At 66.6% G+C, this 18,927-nt stretch carries 17 protein-coding genes; 7 read left to right on the forward strand and 10 right to left on the reverse strand.

Annotation, left to right across the window (positions count from 1 at the left end):
• Positions 1 to 79 precede the first annotated feature (79 nt).
• Both E5P3_RS18670 and E5P3_RS18675 read right to left on the reverse strand, forming a co-directional pair.
• Positions 80 to 739, reverse strand: coding sequence for a response regulator (locus E5P3_RS18670; RefSeq protein WP_162587332.1), 660 nt, complete (start codon positions 737 to 739; stop codon positions 80 to 82).
• 49 nt (positions 740 to 788) lie between these two features.
• Complete coding sequence (locus E5P3_RS18675; protein ID WP_162587333.1) at positions 789 to 1,559, reverse strand: IclR family transcriptional regulator domain-containing protein; 771 nt, start codon at positions 1,557 to 1,559, stop codon at positions 789 to 791.
• A gap of 132 nt (positions 1,560 to 1,691) precedes the next feature.
• On the opposite strand from E5P3_RS18675, the gene pobA reads away from it, so the two are divergent.
• Positions 1,692 to 2,873, forward strand: coding sequence for a 4-hydroxybenzoate 3-monooxygenase (gene pobA, locus E5P3_RS18680; protein WP_162587334.1), 1,182 nt, complete (start codon positions 1,692 to 1,694; stop codon positions 2,871 to 2,873).
• Between the two features lie 3 nt (positions 2,874 to 2,876).
• Here the strand turns inward: pobA and E5P3_RS18685 are convergent, their stop codons facing one another.
• Positions 2,877 to 5,207 carry a xanthine dehydrogenase family protein molybdopterin-binding subunit gene (locus tag E5P3_RS18685; protein WP_162587335.1) on the reverse strand — a complete coding sequence of 777 codons (2,331 nt, stop codon included), beginning with the start codon at positions 5,205 to 5,207 and terminating at the stop codon, positions 2,877 to 2,879.
• 117 nt (positions 5,208 to 5,324) lie between these two features.
• Here E5P3_RS18685 and aat point away from each other — a divergent pair, with 117 nt between their 5' ends.
• The 3 genes from aat to E5P3_RS18700 are packed head-to-tail and all read left to right on the forward strand — an operon-like array spanning position 5,325 to position 7,651.
• The gene (gene aat, locus E5P3_RS18690) at positions 5,325 to 6,077 is read left to right on the forward strand and encodes a leucyl/phenylalanyl-tRNA--protein transferase (protein ID WP_162587336.1); all 753 of its coding nucleotides are present in this window, start codon (positions 5,325 to 5,327) and stop codon (positions 6,075 to 6,077) included.
• Positions 6,074 to 6,823, forward strand: a complete 750-nt coding sequence (locus tag E5P3_RS18695; protein ID WP_162587337.1) for an arginyltransferase — start codon at positions 6,074 to 6,076, stop codon at positions 6,821 to 6,823. The genes aat and E5P3_RS18695 overlap by 4 nt, the downstream gene beginning before the upstream one ends.
• 33 nt (positions 6,824 to 6,856) lie before the next feature.
• Positions 6,857 to 7,651 (forward strand): IclR family transcriptional regulator, encoded by a 795-nt coding sequence (locus tag E5P3_RS18700; protein WP_162587338.1) that lies wholly within the window; start codon positions 6,857 to 6,859, stop codon positions 7,649 to 7,651.
• Between the two features lie 42 nt (positions 7,652 to 7,693).
• Here E5P3_RS18700 and E5P3_RS18705 read toward each other — a convergent pair whose 3' ends face one another.
• The 7 genes from E5P3_RS18705 to E5P3_RS18735 form a co-directional block, all read right to left on the reverse strand.
• The gene (locus tag E5P3_RS18705) at positions 7,694 to 8,875 is read right to left on the reverse strand and encodes a serine hydrolase (RefSeq protein ID WP_162587339.1); all 1,182 of its coding nucleotides are present in this window, start codon (positions 8,873 to 8,875) and stop codon (positions 7,694 to 7,696) included.
• Between the two features lie 115 nt (positions 8,876 to 8,990).
• Positions 8,991 to 10,529 carry a 2-isopropylmalate synthase gene (locus tag E5P3_RS18710; RefSeq protein ID WP_162587340.1) on the reverse strand — a complete coding sequence of 513 codons (1,539 nt, stop codon included), beginning with the start codon at positions 10,527 to 10,529 and terminating at the stop codon, positions 8,991 to 8,993.
• A gap of 17 nt (positions 10,530 to 10,546) precedes the next feature.
• A complete protein-coding gene (leuA, locus tag E5P3_RS18715) occupies positions 10,547 to 12,250 on the reverse strand; it encodes a 2-isopropylmalate synthase (RefSeq protein ID WP_162587341.1) in 1,704 nt (567 codons plus the stop codon).
• 182 nt (positions 12,251 to 12,432) lie between these two features.
• The gene (gene pssA, locus E5P3_RS18720; protein ID WP_162587342.1) at positions 12,433 to 13,257 is read right to left on the reverse strand and encodes a CDP-diacylglycerol--serine O-phosphatidyltransferase; all 825 of its coding nucleotides are present in this window, start codon (positions 13,255 to 13,257) and stop codon (positions 12,433 to 12,435) included.
• Between the two features lie 91 nt (positions 13,258 to 13,348).
• The gene (gene ilvC / locus E5P3_RS18725) at positions 13,349 to 14,365 is read right to left on the reverse strand and encodes a ketol-acid reductoisomerase (protein WP_162587343.1); all 1,017 of its coding nucleotides are present in this window, start codon (positions 14,363 to 14,365) and stop codon (positions 13,349 to 13,351) included.
• 44 nt (positions 14,366 to 14,409) lie between these two features.
• The gene (gene ilvN, locus E5P3_RS18730) at positions 14,410 to 14,901 is read right to left on the reverse strand and encodes an acetolactate synthase small subunit (protein ID WP_068683703.1); all 492 of its coding nucleotides are present in this window, start codon (positions 14,899 to 14,901) and stop codon (positions 14,410 to 14,412) included.
• A 132-nt stretch (positions 14,902 to 15,033) separates the two neighbouring features.
• On the reverse strand, positions 15,034 to 16,809 hold the full coding sequence (locus E5P3_RS18735; protein ID WP_162587344.1) for an acetolactate synthase 3 catalytic subunit: 1,776 nt from the start codon (positions 16,807 to 16,809) through the stop codon (positions 15,034 to 15,036).
• Positions 16,810 to 17,090: 281 nt separating this feature from the next.
• Here E5P3_RS18735 and E5P3_RS18740 point away from each other — a divergent pair, with 281 nt between their 5' ends.
• Genes E5P3_RS18740 through E5P3_RS18750 form a run of 3 tightly spaced genes read left to right on the forward strand, consistent with a single transcriptional unit; the run spans position 17,091 to position 18,923 of the window.
• On the forward strand, positions 17,091 to 17,657 hold the full coding sequence (locus tag E5P3_RS18740) for an RNA polymerase sigma factor (RefSeq protein ID WP_162587345.1): 567 nt from the start codon (positions 17,091 to 17,093) through the stop codon (positions 17,655 to 17,657).
• Complete coding sequence (locus E5P3_RS18745; RefSeq protein ID WP_162587346.1) at positions 17,654 to 18,079, forward strand: DUF3619 family protein; 426 nt, start codon at positions 17,654 to 17,656, stop codon at positions 18,077 to 18,079. Before E5P3_RS18740 ends, E5P3_RS18745 begins: the two co-directional genes overlap by 4 nt.
• 16 nt (positions 18,080 to 18,095) lie before the next feature.
• Positions 18,096 to 18,923 carry a DUF3106 domain-containing protein gene (locus E5P3_RS18750; protein ID WP_162587347.1) on the forward strand — a complete coding sequence of 276 codons (828 nt, stop codon included), beginning with the start codon at positions 18,096 to 18,098 and terminating at the stop codon, positions 18,921 to 18,923.
• The last annotated feature ends 4 nt before the right edge of the window (positions 18,924 to 18,927 follow it).

Here is an 18,927-nt window from a genome sequence, read left to right on the forward strand (position 1 = left end):
CCCCACGCTCGGCACTGCGTGTCCTCGCTGCCCCCCGAGGGGGCGCGCGCTTGCTTGGGGCGGCCCGGCGCTGCCCGCGTCATTCCTTGGGCACCATGTACCCCACCCCCCGCACGTTGCGGATCAGGTCCGCGCCCAGCTTCTTGCGCAGCCCGTGGACGTAGACCTCCACCGCGTTGCTGCTGATCTCGTCCTTCCAGCCGTAGAGCTTTTCCTCGAGCTGGGCGCGCGACAGCACCATGCCGGGCCGGGCGATCAAGGGCTCGAGCACCGCCCACTCGCGCGCCGACAGCACCACCGGCTGGCCGTTGACCGAGACTTCGCGCGTGGTCGGCTGGATGCTCACGCCCATGTGCTCGTAGACCGGCTCGGCCCGGCCGGAGGCGCGCCGCAGCAAGGCGCGGATGCGCGCCAGCAGCTCGTCGAGGTCGTAGGGCTTGAGCACGTAGTCGTCGGCGCCGGCATCCAGGCCTTCGATGCGCTGCTGCACCGAGTCGCGGGCGGTGGCGATCAGCACGGGCATGCGCTGCTTGCGCGCACGCAGCGCGCGCAGCACCTCGAGTCCGTCGCGGCGCGGCACGCCGAGGTCGAGCAGCACCAGGTCGTACTGCTGGGTGCGCAGCGCGGTGTCGGCGGCCTCGCCGTCCTTGACCCAGTCGACCGCGTAGTGCTCGGCCCGCAGCAGGTCCAGCACGGTCTCGCCGATCATCACGTCGTCTTCGAGCAGCAGCAGTCGCATGTTGGGTGGTCCGGCAAAGGCTTGTTCGAGATCGTATCGGCGGCGAAGTTCAGAGCAGCGAGCGCACCTCGCGCGCCGCCTCGAACAGCAGCGGCAGCAGGTCGCGGCGCAGGGTTTCCTCCTGGTGACGGCCGCCGGACAACACGACATTGAGCGCCGCCGCGGTGTGGCCCTGCATGTTGCGCAAGGGCACCGCCAGCGCCTGCACGCCCAGCTCGTGTTCCTCGCTGGCGAAGCAGTAGTCGTCCTTGCGGACCTGGACGATGCGCTGGCGCAGCAGGCGCGCGGTGGTGATGGTGTGCGGCGTGAGGCGCGGCAGCAGGCGGCCCTTGAGCCACTGCGCGAGCTGCGCGGGGCTCATCGCCGCGAGCAGCACGCAGCCGGTGGAGGTCGCGTGCGCGGGCAGGCGCGCGCCCAGGTGCAGGCCGTAGGCGAGCACGCGGGTCGGGGTGCCGTAGGCGCCGCTGCGCGCGACGATGACCACCTCCTCGCCGTCGAGCACCACGGCCGAGAAGGACTCCCCGGTCTGCGCCGCCAGCCGGTTCAGCGTGGGCTGCAGCGCGCGCGGCAATCGCGACGAGGCCAGGTAGCTGCCCGAGAAGCGCAGCACCTTCGGCGCCATCCAGAAGTAGCTGCCATCCGTCTCGAGATAGCCCAGGTGCGCGAGCGTGAGCAGGTGGCGCCGGGCGGCAGCGCGCGTGAGGCCCGCGCGCTCGGCAGCCAGCGTGGCATTGAGGCGCTGGCGCTCGGTGTCGAAGCTCTCGAGCACCGCCATGCCCTTGGCGATGCCCTCGATGAAGTCCGGCTTGGCGATGGTCATGGCGGGTCGGCAGCTTCCAAGTGTTGCGCGATCATCGCGCAAGCGGCCTCATCATCGCACAGAGGATGGTGCCGGGGCGATGCCGGGCGATCGCCCGGTCCTACGCTTCACCCTGACATCCAGGAGACCTCCATGCGTACCCAAGTCGCCATCATCGGGGCCGGCCCTGCCGGCCTGCTGCTCGGCCAACTGCTCTTCAAGGCCGGCATCGACAACGTCATCGTCGAGCGCCAGACCGGCGCCTATGTGCTGGGCCGCATCCGTGCAGGCGTGCTGGAGCAGGTCACGATGGACCTGCTGGCGCGGGCCGGCGTCGACGCCCGCGCCAAGGCGGAGGGGCTGCCGCACGAGGGCATCGAGCTGCTGTTCAAGGGCGCGCGCCACCGCATCGACCTGCACGGCCTGACCGGCGGCAAGCAGGTCACGGTCTACGGCCAGACCGAGGTCACGCACGACCTGATGAACGCGCGCGAGGCCGAGGGCCTGACGACGATCTACAGTGCCTCGCAGGTCAGCCTGCACGGGTTCGACGGCGAGCGGCCGACCGTGCGCTACGAGAAGGACGGCGCCACCCACGAGATCGAATGCGACTTCATCGCCGGCTGCGACGGCTACCACGGCGTGAGCCGCGCCAGCGTGCCGGCCGGTGCCATCCACACCTACGAGAAGGTCTACCCCTTCGGCTGGCTGGGCGTGCTGGCCGACGTGCCGCCCGTGTCGCACGAGCTGATCTACGCCAACACGCAGCGCGGCTTCGCGCTGTGCAGCATGCGCAGCCCCACGCGCAGCCGCTACTACGTGCAGGTGCCGGTGGAGGAGCGCGTGGAGAACTGGAGCGACGACGCCTTCTGGAACGAGTTGCGGCTGCGGCTGGACCCGGAGGCTCGCGAGCGGCTGGTGACCGGCCCCTCGCTCGAAAAGAGCATCGCGCCACTTCGCAGCTTCGTCGCCGAGCCCATGCGCTTCGGGCGACTGTTCCTAGCGGGCGATGCGGCCCACATCGTGCCGCCCACCGGCGCCAAGGGCCTGAACCTGGCCACCGCCGATGTCGGCTTCCTGTCGCGCGCCCTCGAGGTCTTCTATCGCGATCAGAGTGAATCGGCGCTCGACCGCTACTCCGAGCTGTGCCTGCGCCGGATCTGGAAGGCCGAGCGCTTCTCGTGGTGGTTCACCTCGCTCATGCACCGGTTCCCGGATACGGGCGAGTTCGGGCAGAAGATCCAGGAAGCCGAGCTCGACTACCTGGTGCACTCGCGCGCGGCTTCGACCTCGGTGGCAGAGAACTACGTGGGACTGCCGCTCGAGGACTTCTGACGCTCACGGCCCGGGCTGCATCAGCTGCCAGACACGTGCTGGTGTCAGCGGCATGTCGAGGCGCGGCGTGAGCCCGGCCATGCCATTGCGCGCGAAGGCGTCGGCTACCGCATTGACCACCGCAGGCGTGGCGCCGATGGTGCCGAGCTCACCCACGCCCTTCACGCCCAACGGATTGTTCAGGCAGGGCGTGCTCTGGTCCATCTCGGTCTTGAACATTGCGGCCGCAATGTCGGCGCGCGGCACCGCGTAGTCCATCAGGCTCCCGGTCAACGGCTGGCCGGTCTCGGCGTCGTAGACCACGCGCTCGCACAGGGCCTGGCCGATGCCCTGCACCGCGCCGCCCTCGAGCTGGCCGCGCACGATCAGCGGGTTGATCACCCGCCCGACGTCATTGACCGAGGCATAGGCCACGACGCCGATCTCGCCCGTCGGCGGATCGATCTCCACCTCGCAGATATGGCAGCCGTTCGGCCAGGTCGGGCCGGCGACGGCGCTGGTGGAGTCGACGAAGATCTGCCCCTCGGGCTGCCGCCCGGCGAGCGCAAACAAGTCCAGCGCCAGGTCGGTGCCCGCGACCTTGAAGAGACCGGATTCGTACTGCACGTCTTCCGGCGCAACCTCGAGCTCCTGCGCCGCCAGCGCGCGTGCCTTGTCGATGGTGCGCTCGGCCCCCACGCGAACGGCCGAACCGCCGGTGAAGATGGAGCGCGAACCGGCGCTGCCGAAGCCGTTGCCGCGGTCGGTGTCGCCCAGCACGATGCGCACCTTCTCGATCGGGACGCCGAAGGCATCCACCACCAGCTGCGCCAGGGTGGTCGCGATGCCCTGCCCCATGGCGTTGACGGCCGAAAACACCTCGATGACACCGTCGGCCTGCACCGAGACCGTCACCCGCTCCTCGAACACGTTGCCGCCCGTCCATTCCAGGAAGGTCGCGATGCCCAGGCCGCGCAGCCGGCCCCGGCGCTCCGACTCGGCCGCCCGCGCTTCGAAGCCCTGCCAGTCGGCCAGGGCCAGCGCCTGGTCCATGACCGATTCGAAGCGGCCGGTGTCGTAGGTTTGCTGCATCGGGTTGGTGTAGGGCATCTGCGCCGGCTGGATGAAGTTGCGCCGGCGCAGCTCGAGGCGGTCGATGCCGATCTGGCGCGCGGCCTCGTCCATCAGCCGCTCGATGGTGTAGATCGCCTCGGGGCGGCCGGCGCCACGGTAGGCACCTGTCGGCGCGGTGTTGGTGAGCACCGCCAGGAAGTGGAAGTCGATGGTCTGGATGTCGTAGACGCTGGTCTGCACCCACGGTCCGATCAGCAGTTGGATCGCGACCCCGGTGCCGGTGGCATAGGCGCCCACGTTGGCCAGGGTACGGATGCGCAGCGCGAGGATCCTGCCGTTGGCATCGAGCGCGAGCTCGGCCCGGGCCTCGATGTCGCGCCCGTGCGAGGTCGAGAGGAATTCCTCGCTGCGGTCGGCCACCCACTTCACCGGGCGGCGCAGCTGGTGCGCCGCAAAAGCCACCACGATGTCCTCCGGATAGGCGCCGGTCTTCATGCCGAAGCCGCCGCCCACGTCACCCACTACCACACGCACCTGCTCGGCGGGCAGGCCGATGGCGTCGCACACCGAGTTGCGCACGCCCGAGGGCATCTGGGTGCTCATCCGGAGGGTGAGGCGCCCGGAGTCCGGGTCGGCATCGGCCAGTACCGATCGGGGTTCGATGGTGAGCGCGACCACCCGCTGGTTGACGACGTCCAGCGCCACCACGTGATCGGCGCGCGCGAAGGCGGCGCTGGCCGCCTCGGCGCTGCCGTGGCGCATCTCGGCGGCGATGTTGCCGGTGGCTTCGCCCCAGACCAGCGGCGCGCCCTCCGCCGCGGCGGCCTGCGTGTCCACCACCATCGGGAGCGCCTCGTAGTCGATCATCACAGCCTCGCCGGCGTCGCGCGCCTGCGCGGCCGTTTCGGCGATCACGGCGGCCACCGGCTCACCCACGAAGCGCACCGTGTCGATCGCGAGCACATGCCGCGGCGGCGATGCGCAAGCGGCACCGTCGGCGCGCTTGAAGGCGACGGCGCCCGGCATCGGCTTGACGCCGGCCTGCTGCAGATCGGCGCCCGTCAACACGCGCAGGACGCCGGGCATCGCCATCGCCGCGGCGACATCGATGGTCGCCAACCGGGCATGCGGGTGGGGGGAACGCACGAAGTACAGGTGGGTCTGAAGCGGTAGCGTGACGTCGTCGGTGTAGCGTCCGGCGCCGGCCAGGAGGCTCTCATCCTCGAGCCGCCGTACGGCCTGGCCGCTTCCGAAGCGCATTGGATTCGTTTCTGTGGTCACCTGGGTCCTCTTTCCGTTGTGCGCGGGGCCGCGAATCAGGGGACGACTATATGGGCACCGGTGCTTTCGCGCTTTCGACGACATCGCATATTGCCGAAGCCGTGTATACCTCCGACCATGCAACTGCCCTGGCTCGCCCCCGGTGACCCGCTGCCCGATGCCGCCCTGGCGTGGGGCGAATCCGACCCCGTTCCGGGCCTGCTGGCGGCCGGCGGCGGCCTCGATGTCGCCAGCCTGCTGCAGGCCTATGCGCACGGCATCTTTCCCTGGTTCAGCGAAGGCCAGCCAATTCTCTGGTGGAGCCCGGACCCGCGCATGGTGCTGGACGTGGAGCGCTTCAGGCTGCACCGCTCGCTGCGCAGGACGCTGGAGCGCTTCCGCGCCGCGCCGGAGTGCGAGATCAGGATCGACCATGGCTTCGAGACGGTGATCCAGGCCTGCGCGCAGGCCCCGCGTGCCGGCCAGACCGGCACCTGGATCCTGCCCGAGATGGTGCGCGCCTACACGGCGCTGCACCAGGCCGGGCATGCGCACAGCGTCGAGACCTGGATCGACGGCGAGCTCGCCGGCGGGCTGTACTGCGTGGGGATCGGACGCGCCGTGTTCGGCGAATCGATGTTCGCGCGCCGGCCCGACGCCTCCAAGATCGCGCTCGCCGCGCTGGTCTCGTTCTGCCGCCGGCACGGGATCGCGATGATCGACTGCCAGCAGAACACCAGCCACCTGGCCAGCCTGGGCGCCCGGGAAATACCGCGCACGCGCTTTCTCTCACACGTGGCGAGGGCACGTCATCTGCCGGGGCCGCAGTGGCGTTTCGAGCCCGTATACTGGTCCGAACTCCTGCCTGCGCGAACTTCCCTCCCGACGTGACGCACCTCAAGGATCTTCCGCTCCACACGCTGCAGTTCTACGCGACAGCGCCCTATCCGTGCAGCTACCTGCCGGACAGGCAGGCTCGCTCGCAGGTCGCCACGCCCAGCCACCTGATCCACAACGACGCCTACTCGGACCTGGTGCTCAGCGGCTTCCGCCGCAGTGGAATGTTTACCTACCGGCCCCATTGCGACGGTTGCAATGCCTGCGTACCGCTGCGCGTGCTGGCCGACGCCTTCAAGCCCAACCGCAGCCAGCGCCGCGCGCTGGCGCGCCACGCCAACCTGCAAGCGCGCGTGTTGAAGCTCTGCTTCGTACCCGAGCACTACCAGCTCTACCTGCGCTACCAGAACGGCCGTCACGCCGGCGGCGGCATGGATCACGACAGCATCGACCAGTACACGCAGTTCCTGCTGCAGAGCCGGGTCAACTCCAGGCTGGTGGAGTTCCGCGAGACCCGCCCGGACGGCAGCGCGGGCGCGCTGAAGATGGTGTCCATCCTGGACGTGCTGAACGATGGGCTATCGGCGGTCTACACCTTCTACGAGCCCGAGCCTGGCGCCGGCTACGGCAACTACAGCGTGCTGTGGCAGATCGAGCAGGCGCGCAAGCTGGGCCTGGCCCACGTCTACCTCGGCTACTGGATCAAGGGCAGCACCAAGATGAACTACAAGGCGCGGTTCGCGCCGCATGAGATTCTGATCGGCGGCCGCTGGCAAGCGCCGGTCGATTTCACCAAGTAAAATCGCAACCGGTTCCCCCAACCGCGTTGCCCAATGAGAAAACCCCAAACAGATATTCCGGCCACGCCCGTCATCCAGGTGATCGAGCGCATGTTCTCGCTGATCGACGTGCTCGCCTCCCGTGAGGAAGCCATTTCGCTGAAGGAGATCAGCGAGAAGACCGGCCTGCACCCGTCAACCGCCCACCGCATCCTGAACGACCTGGCCGTCGGCCGGTTCGTCGACCGGCCGGAAGCCGGCAGCTACCGGCTCGGCATGCGCCTGCTGGAGCTGGGCAATCTGGTGAAGGGACGGCTGAACGTGCGCGACGCCGCAATGGTGCCGATGCGTGAACTGCACAAGCTGACACAGCAGCCGGTCAACCTCAGCATGCGCCAGGGGGACGAGATCGTCTACATCGAGCGCGCCTACAGCGAGCGCTCGGGCATGCAGGTGGTACGGGCGATCGGCGGGCGGGCGCCGCTGCACCTGACCTCCACCGGCAAGCTCTTCCTGGCGCTGGACGAGCCCCAGCGCGTGCGCAGCTACGCCACGCGCACGGGCCTCGCCGGCCATACGCGCAACAGCATCACCCAGTTGCCTGCCCTGGAACGGGAGCTCTCCAAGGCGCGCCAGTACGGCATCGCCCGCGACAACGAGGAGCTGGAGCTCGGCGTGCGCTGCATGGCAGCCGGCATCTACGACGACCAGGGAAAGCTGGTGGCGGGTTTGTCGATCTCGGCACCCGCCGACCGGCTCGATGACGGCTGGCTACCGAAGCTGCAGGCGACTGCCAACGAGATCTCCAGCGCGCTCGGCTACAACGCCGCTACGCCGCCGGCGGGCTGAGACACCGCCGGGCCGCGCTTCAGCAGGCCGGAGACAGGAGGATCAGCCCGCGACGTGGGCCGTGAGAGAAGGCTGCGGCGTGGCCGCTGCCGGACTGATCAGGTGGTGGTTGGCTTCGACCCAGCGTCGCACGCGCTCGGCATCGCCGATGCGGCCGAGCTTCCCGGCGGAGTCGAGGAACACCATGATCAGCTTGCGACCGGCGATCCGTGCCTGCATCACCAGGCACTGGCCCGCCTCGGAGATGTAGCCGGTCTTCTGCAGGCCGATGTCCCAGTCCGGGCTCTTGACCAGGCGGTTGGTGGTGTTGTACTGGAGCACCCGGTTGCCGACCTCGACCTGGTACTCGGGCGACGTCGAGAGCTGGCGCACCGTGGCGTCGGCATAGGCCGCATTGACGAGCAGCGCCAGGTCCTGCGCGCTCGACTGGTTGCGGCTCGAGAGACCCGTGGGCTCGACGTAGCGCGTGTCCTTCATGCCGAGCATCTTCGCCTTTGCATTCATGACGCTCACGAAGGTCGCCATGCCGCCCGGATAGGTGCGGCCGAGGGCGTGCGCTGCGCGGTTCTCGCTGGACATGAGCGCAAGGTGCAGCATTTCGCCGCGTGGAAGCGTGGTGCCGACGGTCAGCCTCGAGCGGCTCCACTTTTCGGTATCGACGTCGTCCTGCGTGATCGTGATCAGTTCGTCGGAAGGCAGATGGGCTTCGCTGATGAGCAGCCCGGTCATGAGCTTGGTGAGCGATGCAATCGGCAGCACGACGTTGTCGTTCTTGCTGAAGAGCACCTCGCGGGTGTCCTGGTCGATCACCAGCGCCACGCTGGACTTCAGGTCCAGCGCATCCTCGGTGCTGTGCAGGCCGGCAAGCTGGCCGAAGGATTGCCGCGCCGCGACCTCCGGCACACGTACCACCGAGCGCCGCTGCACGGCCACCACCGTCTTGCCGCCGCGCTTGCGAATCGAAGCCACCACGTTGCGTCCGCCGCTCACCACCCGGTCCGCCTGCTCGCCCTTGCTGCTGCGCTTGCTGGAGGCCACGTCGCGCTTGGAGGCCACGCTGCGCTTGCTGTCGTTGGCGACCTGCGCCTTCTTGCCAGCCGGTGCCCTCTTGGCTGCCTCGGCCGCGGGCAACAAAAACGCCGTGGCGCAGAGCACGACGGCGATGAGGCGAAGAGCGGGAAGAAACCGCTGGCTGGAAACTCGGTAGGAACGGGCTTCGGGCATCAAAAAACTCCAGCGGCGATTAACAGGTGTCGCAGTGTATCGAAATCAAAAAAGACACGCAATATCAGTTACTTGCATTCCTTTCTTCATTTGGAACAAAGGATCTGTCAAACAACTAACCTTGTGCGGCCACTCTCTCAGCTTGACTCTGCAACTTGTTGAGAGCACTCAAATAAGCCTTGGCTGAGGCGACCACGATGTCCGGATCGGCACCGACGCCATTGACGACCCGGCCCGCGTTTTGCAGTCGGACCGTGACTTCGCCCTGGCTCTCGGTCGACCCGCTGATGGCATTCACTGAATAGAGCACCATCTCCGCCCCGCTCTTCACGTGGGACTCGATGGCCTTCAGCGATGCATCGACCGGACCGTTGCCATCCGATTCGCTCGTGACTTCCTTGCCAAGCACCGTGAACACGATGCGCGCCTGGGGGCGCTCGCCGGTTTCGCTGTGCTGCGACAAGGATACAAAACTAAACTGCTCCGCAACGTGCGAATGCTCTTCCGCGCTTACAAGTGCAAGGATGTCTTCGTCAAATATTTCGCTTTTTCTGTCGGCGAGTTCCTTGAAGCGGGCGAAGGCGGCGTTGATGTCGACCTCGCTCTCCATCGCCACGCCCAGCTCCTGCAGACGCTGCTTGAAGGCATTGCGGCCGCTGAGCTTGCCCAGGACGATCTTGTTGGCAGTCCAGCCCACGTCTTCCGCGCGCATGATCTCGTAGGTGTCGCGCGCCTTGAGCACCCCGTCCTGGTGGATGCCGGAGGCATGGGCAAAGGCATTCGCGCCCACCACTGCCTTGTTGGGCTGCACCACGAAGCCCGTGGTCTGGCTGACCATGCGGCTTGCCGCCACGATGTGCCGGGTGTCGATGCCCAGCTCCAACCCGAAGTAATCCTTTCGTGTCTTCACCGCCATGACGATTTCCTCGAGCGAGCAGTTGCCGGCGCGCTCGCCAAGGCCATTGATGGTGCATTCCACCTGCCGTGCGCCGCCGATCTTCACGCCGGCCAGCGAGTTGGCCACGGCCATCCCGAGGTCGTTGTGGCAATGTACGGACCAGACCGCCTTGTCGCTGTTCGGGATGCGCTCACGCAGCGTCCTGATGAAGTTGCCGTAGAGCTCGGGGATGGCGTAGCCAACGGTGTCGGGCACGTTGATGGTGGTCGCGCCCTCCTGGATCACGGCCTCGAGGACCCGGCACAGGAAGTCGGGGTCGCTGCGGTAGCCGTCCTCCGGGCTGAACTCGACGTCGCCGACCAGGTTGCGGGCAAAGCGGACCGCAAGCTTGGCCTGCTCGAACACCTCGTCGGGCGTCATGCGTAGCTTCTTCTCCATGTGCAACGGCGAAGTCGCGATGAAGGTGTGGATGCGGCCGCTGGCCGCTCCCTTCAAGGCCTCGGCGGCGCGGGAGATGTCGCGGTCGTTGGCCCGCGACAGCCCGCAGACCGTCGATTCCTTGATCGCACCGGCGATCGCCGCGACGGCTTCGAAATCACCGTTCGAACTGGCCGGGAAGCCCGCCTCGATGACGTCGACCCGCAGGCGCTCGAGCTGGCGCGCGATGCGCAGCTTCTCGTCCTTGGTCATCGAGGCACCCGGCGACTGTTCGCCGTCGCGCAGGGTGGTGTCGAAAATAATGAGCTTGTCGGCCATCGCGGATCTCCTTGGTTTCAGGCGGCTTCAACCACCGATTGTGCGCTGCGCGCGCCCTGCGCTCGCGCCCGCTCGAGGCCCGAAACGATGGCCTTGAGCGAGGCCGAGACGATGTCGGCGTCCTTGCCGACGCCGAACAGCGTGCGGGTCTCGTCGACCCGCAGTTCGAGATAGGCGACGGCTTGCGCATCGGCGCCGGCGCCTATCGCATGCTGGTGGTAGTCCATCACGCGGATCGAATGCCCGGTGGCCTCGGCCAACGCGTGGATGAAGGCGTCGATCGGACCGTTGCCCTGCCCCTCGATGCGGCGAGTCTCGCCGGCCCACGGCAAGTCGGCGCGCAGCACCACCGAAGCGTCGGCGCCCTCGCCCCGCTCCTCGAGCACGCGATGCTGGGGCCCCGCCCCCTCGATGATGCGGTACTCGCGCTCGAACAGCTGCCAGAGGTCCGCCGCCGTGAGCTCCTTGCCGGCGACATCCATCACGCGCTGAACCACCTGGCTGAATTCCATCTGCAGGCGACGCGGCAGCTCGAGCCCGTACTCGCTTTCGAGCAGGTAGGCGATCCCGCCCTTGCCTGACTGGCTGTTGACGCGGATCACCGCCTCGTAACTGCGGCCCACGTCCTTGGGGTCGATCGGGAGATACGGCATCTCCCAGATATCGCCGTCCTTGCGGGCCGCGAAGGCCTTCTTGATCGCGTCCTGGTGCGAGCCGGAGAAGGAGGTGTAGACCAGGTCGCCCGCATAGGGGTGCCGCGGATGCACAGGCAACTGGTTGCAATGCTCCACGGTTGCACGGATCTCGTCGATGTTCGAGAAGTCCAGCCCGGGTGACACCCCCTGCGTGTACAGGTTGAGCGCAACGTTCACCAGGTCGAGGTTGCCGGTGCGCTCGCCATTGCCGAACAGGCAGCCCTCGATGCGCTCGGCGCCCGCCATCAAGGCGAACTCGCCGGCGGCGGTGCCGGTGCCGCGGTCGTTGTGCGGATGCACGCACAGCACGATCGAGTCGCGCCGCGCCAGGTTGCGGTGCATCCACTCGATCATGTCCGCGAAGATGTTCGGCGTGGAGTGCTCGACGGTCGATGGCAGGTTGACGATGCACTTGCGCCGGGGCGTCGGCGCCCACACCTCGGTGACCGCATCCACGACCCGCTTGGAGAAGGCCAGGTCGGTGCCGGAGAACATCTCGGGCGAGTACTGGAAGGTCCACTGCGTGGCCGGCTGCTTCGCGGCCAACTCGTTGAACATGCGCGCGTGCGAGGTGGCCAGCTCGACGATCTGGTGCTCGTCCATTCCAAGCACGACCCGGCGCATCACGGGCGCCACCGCGTTGTAGAGATGCACGATGGCGCGCGGCGCGCCCTGGAGCGACTCGAAGGTGCGTTCGATCAAGTGATCGCGCGCCTGCGTCAGCACCTGGATCGTCACGTCGTCGGGGATGCGGTCTTCCTCGATCAACTTGCGGACGAAGTCGAACTCGATCTGCGAGGCCGAGGGGAAGCCGACCTCGATCTCCTTGAAGCCGATGGCCACCAGGGTCTCGAACATGCGCATCTTGCGGGCGATGTCCATCGGCTCCACCAGCGCCTGGTTACCGTCGCGCAGGTCGGTCGACAGCCAGATCGGCGCCTGGGTCAGCACGGCATCGGGCCAGGTGCGGTCCTTGAGGCCGATGGGCGCAAAGGCGCGGTACTTGCGGTCGGGTTGCTTCAACATCTGGTATTTCTCGCTGTGGTTGGATGGACAACCAGCAACCCCAAAACAAACGGCCCGTTGCTGGTGCGAACGGGCCGTGTGATGGATTCGCTTGCGCGCGCTACCTTCTCCGCCCGTGGGGGATCAGTAGTAGGGCCAGCGAAATCTTGTTCATGGGAGTGGCGAATGTAGCACAGGCCAAATCACTTGTGCAGCCCGCGTTCGTCGGGCTCCTCGGTCGAGGTGCTGATCACGCTCACAGGCTGCCCCTTGGCCTTGCGCCAGCCGTAGACCACGTAGCCACTCAGGCCGTAGGCCACGAACACGCCGAACAGCACCGTCGGCGGATGGATGTTGATCACCGCGATGGCGAGCGCGATCAGCACGATCACGGCGAATGGCACGCTCTTCTTCACCTGGACGTCCTTGAAGCTGTAGAAAGGAACGTTGGTCACCATCGTGAGGCCGGCATAGAGCGTGAAGCCGAAGGTGACCCAGGTGATCTGCTGCCAGGACAGATACAGCACCTCGCCGCCGCGCTTGCCCCATTCGGTCATCAGCCAGATGAATCCCGCCACCAGCGCCGCGGCCGCCGGGGAAGGCAGGCCCTGGAACCAGCGCTTGTCGACCACGCCGGTATTGACGTTGAAGCGCGCCAACCGCAGCGCGGCGCAGGCGCAGTAGACGAAGGCAGCAATCCAGCCCCAGCGCCCCAGGCCCTTGAGCGACCATTCATAGGCGATCAATGCCGGCGCAGCGCCGAAGGACACCATGTCCGACAGCGAGTCCATCTGCTCCCCGAAGGCGCTCTGCGTGTTGGTCATGCGCGCCACGCGGCCATCCAGGCTGTCGAGGATCATGGCCGCGAACACGCCGAGCGCCGCGAGGTCGAAGCGCCCATTCATCGCCATCACGACCGAGTAGAAGCCCCCGAACAGCGCGGCCAGCGTGAACAGGTTCGGCAGGATGTAGATGCCCTTGCGGCGCTTGCGCGGCGCTAGATCTTCGGGAAGCGTGTCGTCATGCATGGATCGGCGCAGTGTAGTGCAGCCGCCCGCGCGGCACTAAAGACAAAGGGCCACCCGCATGGGTGGCCCTTGTGCGCGTCGGGAGGTCCGATCAGTTCCGGGTCTGGTCGACCAGCTTGTTCTTCTTGATCCAGGGCATCATGGCGCGCAGCTTCTCGCCGACCACCTCGATCTGGTGCTCGGCGTTCAGGCGGCGTCGGCTCATCAGCGTGGGCGCGCCGGCTGCGTTCTCGAGCACGAAGCTCTTGGCGTACTCGCCCGTCTGGATGTCCTTCAGGACCTGCTTCATCACCTGCTTGGTTTCCTCGGTCACGATGCGCGGACCCGTCACGTACTCGCCGTACTCGGCGTTGTTCGAGATCGAGTAGTTCATGTTGGCGATACCGCCTTCATAGATCAGGTCGACGATCAGCTTGAGCTCGTGCAGGCACTCGAAGTAGGCCATTTCGGGCGCGTAACCGGCTTCCACCAGCGTCTCGAAGCCGGCCTTGATCAGCTCCACGGTGCCGCCGCACAGCACGGCCTGCTCGCCGAAGAGGTCGGTCTCGGTCTCTTCGCGGAAGTTGGTCTCAATGATGCCGGCCTTGCCGCCGCCGTTGGCGGTCGCATAGGACAGGGCCAGGTCGCGCGCCTTGCCGCTCTTGTCGGCGTGCACCGCGATCAGGTGCGGCACGCCGCCGCCCTGGGTGTACGTGCTGCGTACGGTATGGCCGGGGGCCTTGGGCGCCACCATCCACACGTCGAGATCGGCACGCGGCTGCACGAAGCCGTAGTGCACGTTGAAGCCGTGCGCGAACACCAGCGAGGCGCCTTCCTTGATGTTCGGGGCGACATCGTTCTTGTAGACGTTGGCGATCTGCTCGTCGGGCAGCAGGATCATCACGACGTCAGCCGACTTCACGGCGTCCGCCACTTCGGCGACCTTGAGGCCCGCCTTCTCGACCTTGGGCCAGGAAGCGCCGCCCTTGCGCAGGCCGACGACGACCTTCACGCCGCTGTCGTTGAGGTTCTGCGCGTGCGCATGGCCCTGGCTACCGTAGCCGATGATCGCCACGGTCTTGCCCTTGATCAGGCTCAAATCGGCGTCCTTGTCGTAATAGACCTTCATGGTGCTTGCTCCTTCGTAGATTCGGTGGGTGTGGGTGAGGCTTCTCAAACGCGCAGGATGCGCTCGCCGCGGCCGATGCCGCTGGCGCCGGTGCGGACGGTCTCGAGGATGGCGCCGCGATCGATGGCCTCGAGGAAGGCATCGTTCTTGCCGTGATCGCCGGTCAGCTCGATGGTGTAGCTCTTGTCGGTCACGTCGATGATGCGGCCGCGGAAGATCTCGGCCATGCGCATCATCTCCTCGCGTTCCTTGCCGACCGCGCGCACCTTCACCATCATGAGCTCGCGCTCGGTGTAGGCGCCCTCGGTCAGGTCGACGACCTTGACGACCTCGATCAGGCGGTTGAGATGCTTGGTGATCTGCTCGATCACGTCGTCGGAGCCGGCCGTCACGATGGTCATGCGCGACAGGCTCGCATCCTCGGTGGGCGCGACGGTGAGCGATTCGATGTTGTAGCCGCGGGCGGAAAAGAGGCCCACGACGCGGGAGAGTGCACCGGGCTCGTTCTCGAGCAGCACGGCAATGATGTGTTTCATGTCAACAAGGGACTCCTCTTTTCGCCGCCCTCCCCCGCGCACGGTAATGCGTGGGCTCGACGGACAATAGATTCATCCGCAATAAAAATTAAAGAAGAAGCCGGCCCGCATCGCGGGTCGGCTTATCGTGCGTTACAAATCCTCGGAGCCCAACAGCATTTCGGTGATGCCCATGCCCGCCTTCACCATCGGGAACACGTTCTCGGTGGGGTCGGTGCGGAAATCCATGAACACGGTGCGATCCTTCAGCTTGCGGGCCTCGCGCAGTGCGGGTTCCACGTCCTGAGGCCGTTCGATGAGCATGCCCACGTGGCCGTAGGCCTCGGCCAGCTTCACGAAGTTGGGCAGCGCATCCATATAGCTGTGGCTGTAGCGGCCGGAGTATTCGATCTCCTGCCACTGGCGCACCATGCCCAGGTAGCGGTTGTTCAGGGAGACGATCTTGATCGGCGTGTTGTATTGCAGGCAGGTGGACAGCTCCTGGATGCACATCTGCACCGAGCCCTCGCCCGTGACGCAGAACACCTCCGCCTGGGGCTTCGCCAGCTTGATGCCCATCGCGTAGGGAATCCCCACGCCCATGGTGCCCAGCCCGCCGGAGTTGATCCAGCGGCGCGGCTCGTCGAAGCGGTAGTACTGCGCCGCCCACATCTGGTGCTGTCCGACATCCGAGGTGATGTAGGTGTCGGTGCCCTTGGTCATGTCCCACAGGGTCTCGACCACGTGCTGCGGCTTGATCACGTCCTTGTTGCCACGGTCGTACTTGAGGCAGTCCTTGCTGCGCCAGCCCTCGATGGTGTCCCACCAGCCGGCCAGCGCCGCGCCGTCGGGCCTGACGCTGCTTTCCTTGATCATCGAGATCAGCTCGGTCAGCACTTCCTTCACGTCGCCGACGATCGGGATGTCGACCTTCACCCGCTTCGAGATGCTCGAGGGGTCGATGTCGACGTGGATGATCTTTCGCTCGTTTTGCGCGAAGTGCTTCGGATTGCCGATCACGCGGTCGTCGAAGCGTGCGCCAACGGCCAGCAGCACGTCGCAGTTCTGCATCGCGTTGTTGGCTTCGATGGTGCCGTGCATGCCGAGCATGCCGAGAAACTTGCGGTCGGACGCCGGATAGGCGCCCAGGCCCATCAGCGTGTTCGTGACCGGGTAGCCCAGCATGTCGACCAGGGCGCGCAGCTCGTTGGTCGCGTTGCCGAGCAACACGCCGCCGCCGGTATAGATATAGGGACGCTTGGCCGAGAGCAGCAGGTGCAGCGCCTTGCGGATCTGGCCGCCATGGCCCTTGCGCACCGGGTTGTACGAGCGCATCTCGACCTTCTCGGGATAGCCGCTGTAGCTGACCTTCTTGAAGGACACATCCTTCGGCACGTCCACCACCACCGGCCCCGGACGGCCACTGCGGGCGATGTGGAAGGCCTTCTTCATCGTCATCGCGAGATCCTTGGGATCCTTGACGAGGAAGTTGTGCTTGACGATCGGGCGCGTGATGCCGACGGTGTCGCATTCCTGGAAGGCATCCAGCCCGATGGCTGCCGTCGGGACTTGGCCCGAAATGATCACCATCGGGATGCTGTCCATGTAGGCAGTCGCAATACCGGTAACTGCATTCGTCAGGCCCGGGCCCGAGGTCACGAGTGCCACGCCGACCTCGCCGGTGGCGCGCGCATAGCCGTCGGCGGCATGCACCGCCGCCTGTTCGTGGCGCACCAGCACATGCTGGATGGTGTCCTGCTTGTAGAACGCGTCGTAGATATAGAGAACCGCGCCGCCGGGGTAGCCCCAGACGTACTGGACGCCTTCGGCCTGCAGTGCCTTGACCAGCACTTCGGCGCCCATGAGTTCTTGCGTTTGACTGCCGGTAACGGCTGCCGCGGAAGCGAGTTCCGCCTTTGACATTTCCATGATCAACCTTTGCGTTTTTTCGGGAACGAAAAACCTTGGGTGCTCCTTCGCAAGCTCTTGTGAAGCCGCGTCGAAACTTGAGGCCAAAGCCATGAGCGGACTTGTCGTACCGCCGGACCGTGACCCGTTTGCCTTTTGACTTGCAGCGCGGATTATGACATCGGAAGCCTGCCTGGCACCGCACGCACGGCTGTAACAGGCGCGCAGGCATAATCCGCGGCGACAAAAATCCCCTGTCCCCCGAGACACCCCCCACACGGCGCCTACTGTGCCGGATTCGCTTGGCCACTGAACAAGAACTCTCCGACTTCCTGAAAGGCGTCGAACGGCGCGCTTTCAAACGCACGGTCTACCACGTGCGGGATGAGGAAGCCGCCCTCGACATCGTGCAGGACAGCATGATGAAGCTCGCCGAGCACTATGGGGACAAGCCGCCGAACGAAATCCCGCTGCTTTTCCAGCGCATCCTCTCGAACTGCACCCTGGACTGGTTCCGGCGCCAGAAGACCCGGCGGGCTCTCTTCTCGAACATGAGCGACTTCGAGACCATCGCCGAGGATGGCGAATTCGACCTGCTCGAGCATTTCACGGTCGACTCCGACACCCGGGAAAGCGAGAGCGCCGAGGACAGCACCCGCCGCGCCCAGATTTTTCACCAGATCGAGGAACAAATTGCCGCTTTGCCGGGTCGTCAACGCGAGGCCTTTTTGATGCGTTACTGGGAGGAAATGGACGTCGCCGAGACGGCCGCTGCAATGGGTTGCTCCGAAGGCAGCGTCAAGACCCACTGTTCGCGCGCCGTCCATGCCCTGAGCAAGGCACTCAAGGCCAAGGGAATTTCGCTATGAATACAACGCTTTCGACCTCTGCCGCGACCGAAGAGCAGTTCGGCCGCCAAGTGGCCGCGCGGCTTTCGGCCGGCGCCCAGGATCTGCCGCACGAGATCAGCGAGCGCCTGCGCTCCGCGCGTACGCAGGCCGTGGCGCGCCGCAAGGTGGTGCGCGTGCTGCAAACGGCCCCTGCCGTGGTGCCGAATGGCAGCACCGCGGCGCTTGGCGGTGGCTGGTGGACGCGAATCGGCTCGATCATCCCGCTGATCGCGCTCGTGGCCGGCCTCATCGTCATCACCACCCTGCAGGAGGACAACCGGACCAACGAGCTCGCCGAAGTCGATGCCGCCCTGCTGACCGACGACCTGCCGCCTGCCGCTTATACCGACCCCGGTTTCGCCCAGTTCCTGAAATCCGAGGGCGCCACCGCCCAGCGCTGAATCTTCGTCCCTTCACATGACGCAACGCCCTCGCTCCCAAGCGCCCATCCCGTTGCGCCGGCTGCTGCCGAGCGCGGTCGGAGGCGCGTGCGTGCTGTTGGTGTTCGCGCTCGCGGGCACCGCAGTGGAGTCCGCTGGCGCCCAGGTCCCGATCCGGGGCGCAGGCCCGACGAGCTCCGCGCCTGCGGCGAAGCCGGCGGCCCCATCCAAGCCGTTGTGGCGCGACCTGAGCGCCCGCCAGCAGCGCGCTCTGGAGCCGCTCGCGTTGCAGTGGGACAGCCTGACCGAACCTCACAAGCGCAAATGGCTGGCCCTTTCGCGCAACTACGCCAGGCTGTCGCCGGCCGAGCAGGAAATCCTTCACAGCCGGATGACATCATGGGCCACGCTGAGCAACCAGCAACGCTCGCAGGCTCGCTTCAACTTCGCCGAGGTGAAGCAGGTTCCGGTGGACGAACGCAAAGCCAAGTGGGAGGCCTACCAGGCGCTCAGCGAGGAAGAAAAACGCGAGCTGGCCGCGCGTGCCAAGCCCCGTCCTGGCGCCGCGGCGTCGATCCGGCCGGTGCCGGCCCAGAAGCTGGTCCAGCTGCCCGCCGCGACGGCTGACGCGCAACACACCCCGCGTATCCAGCTGGCGCCGCCGACGCCCGTGTCGCAGCCGTCTCCCGCTCGCCTGCCTGCCGCGGGTCCGCCGGTGACGCGGATGGCAGTCCCGACAGCCGGCCCGCCCATCACCGCAGAGGCACAGGTGCCGGCACCTTCCGCCCCGGCTGCCCCGGCGGATGCCTCGGTCTCCGCCACATCTCCGGTACGCACCAGCGACCAGCCCCCCGCCGCGCCGTGATACA

The organism is Variovorax sp. RA8, from assembly GCF_901827175.1.
Lineage (GTDB): Bacteria > Pseudomonadota > Gammaproteobacteria > Burkholderiales > Burkholderiaceae_C > Variovorax.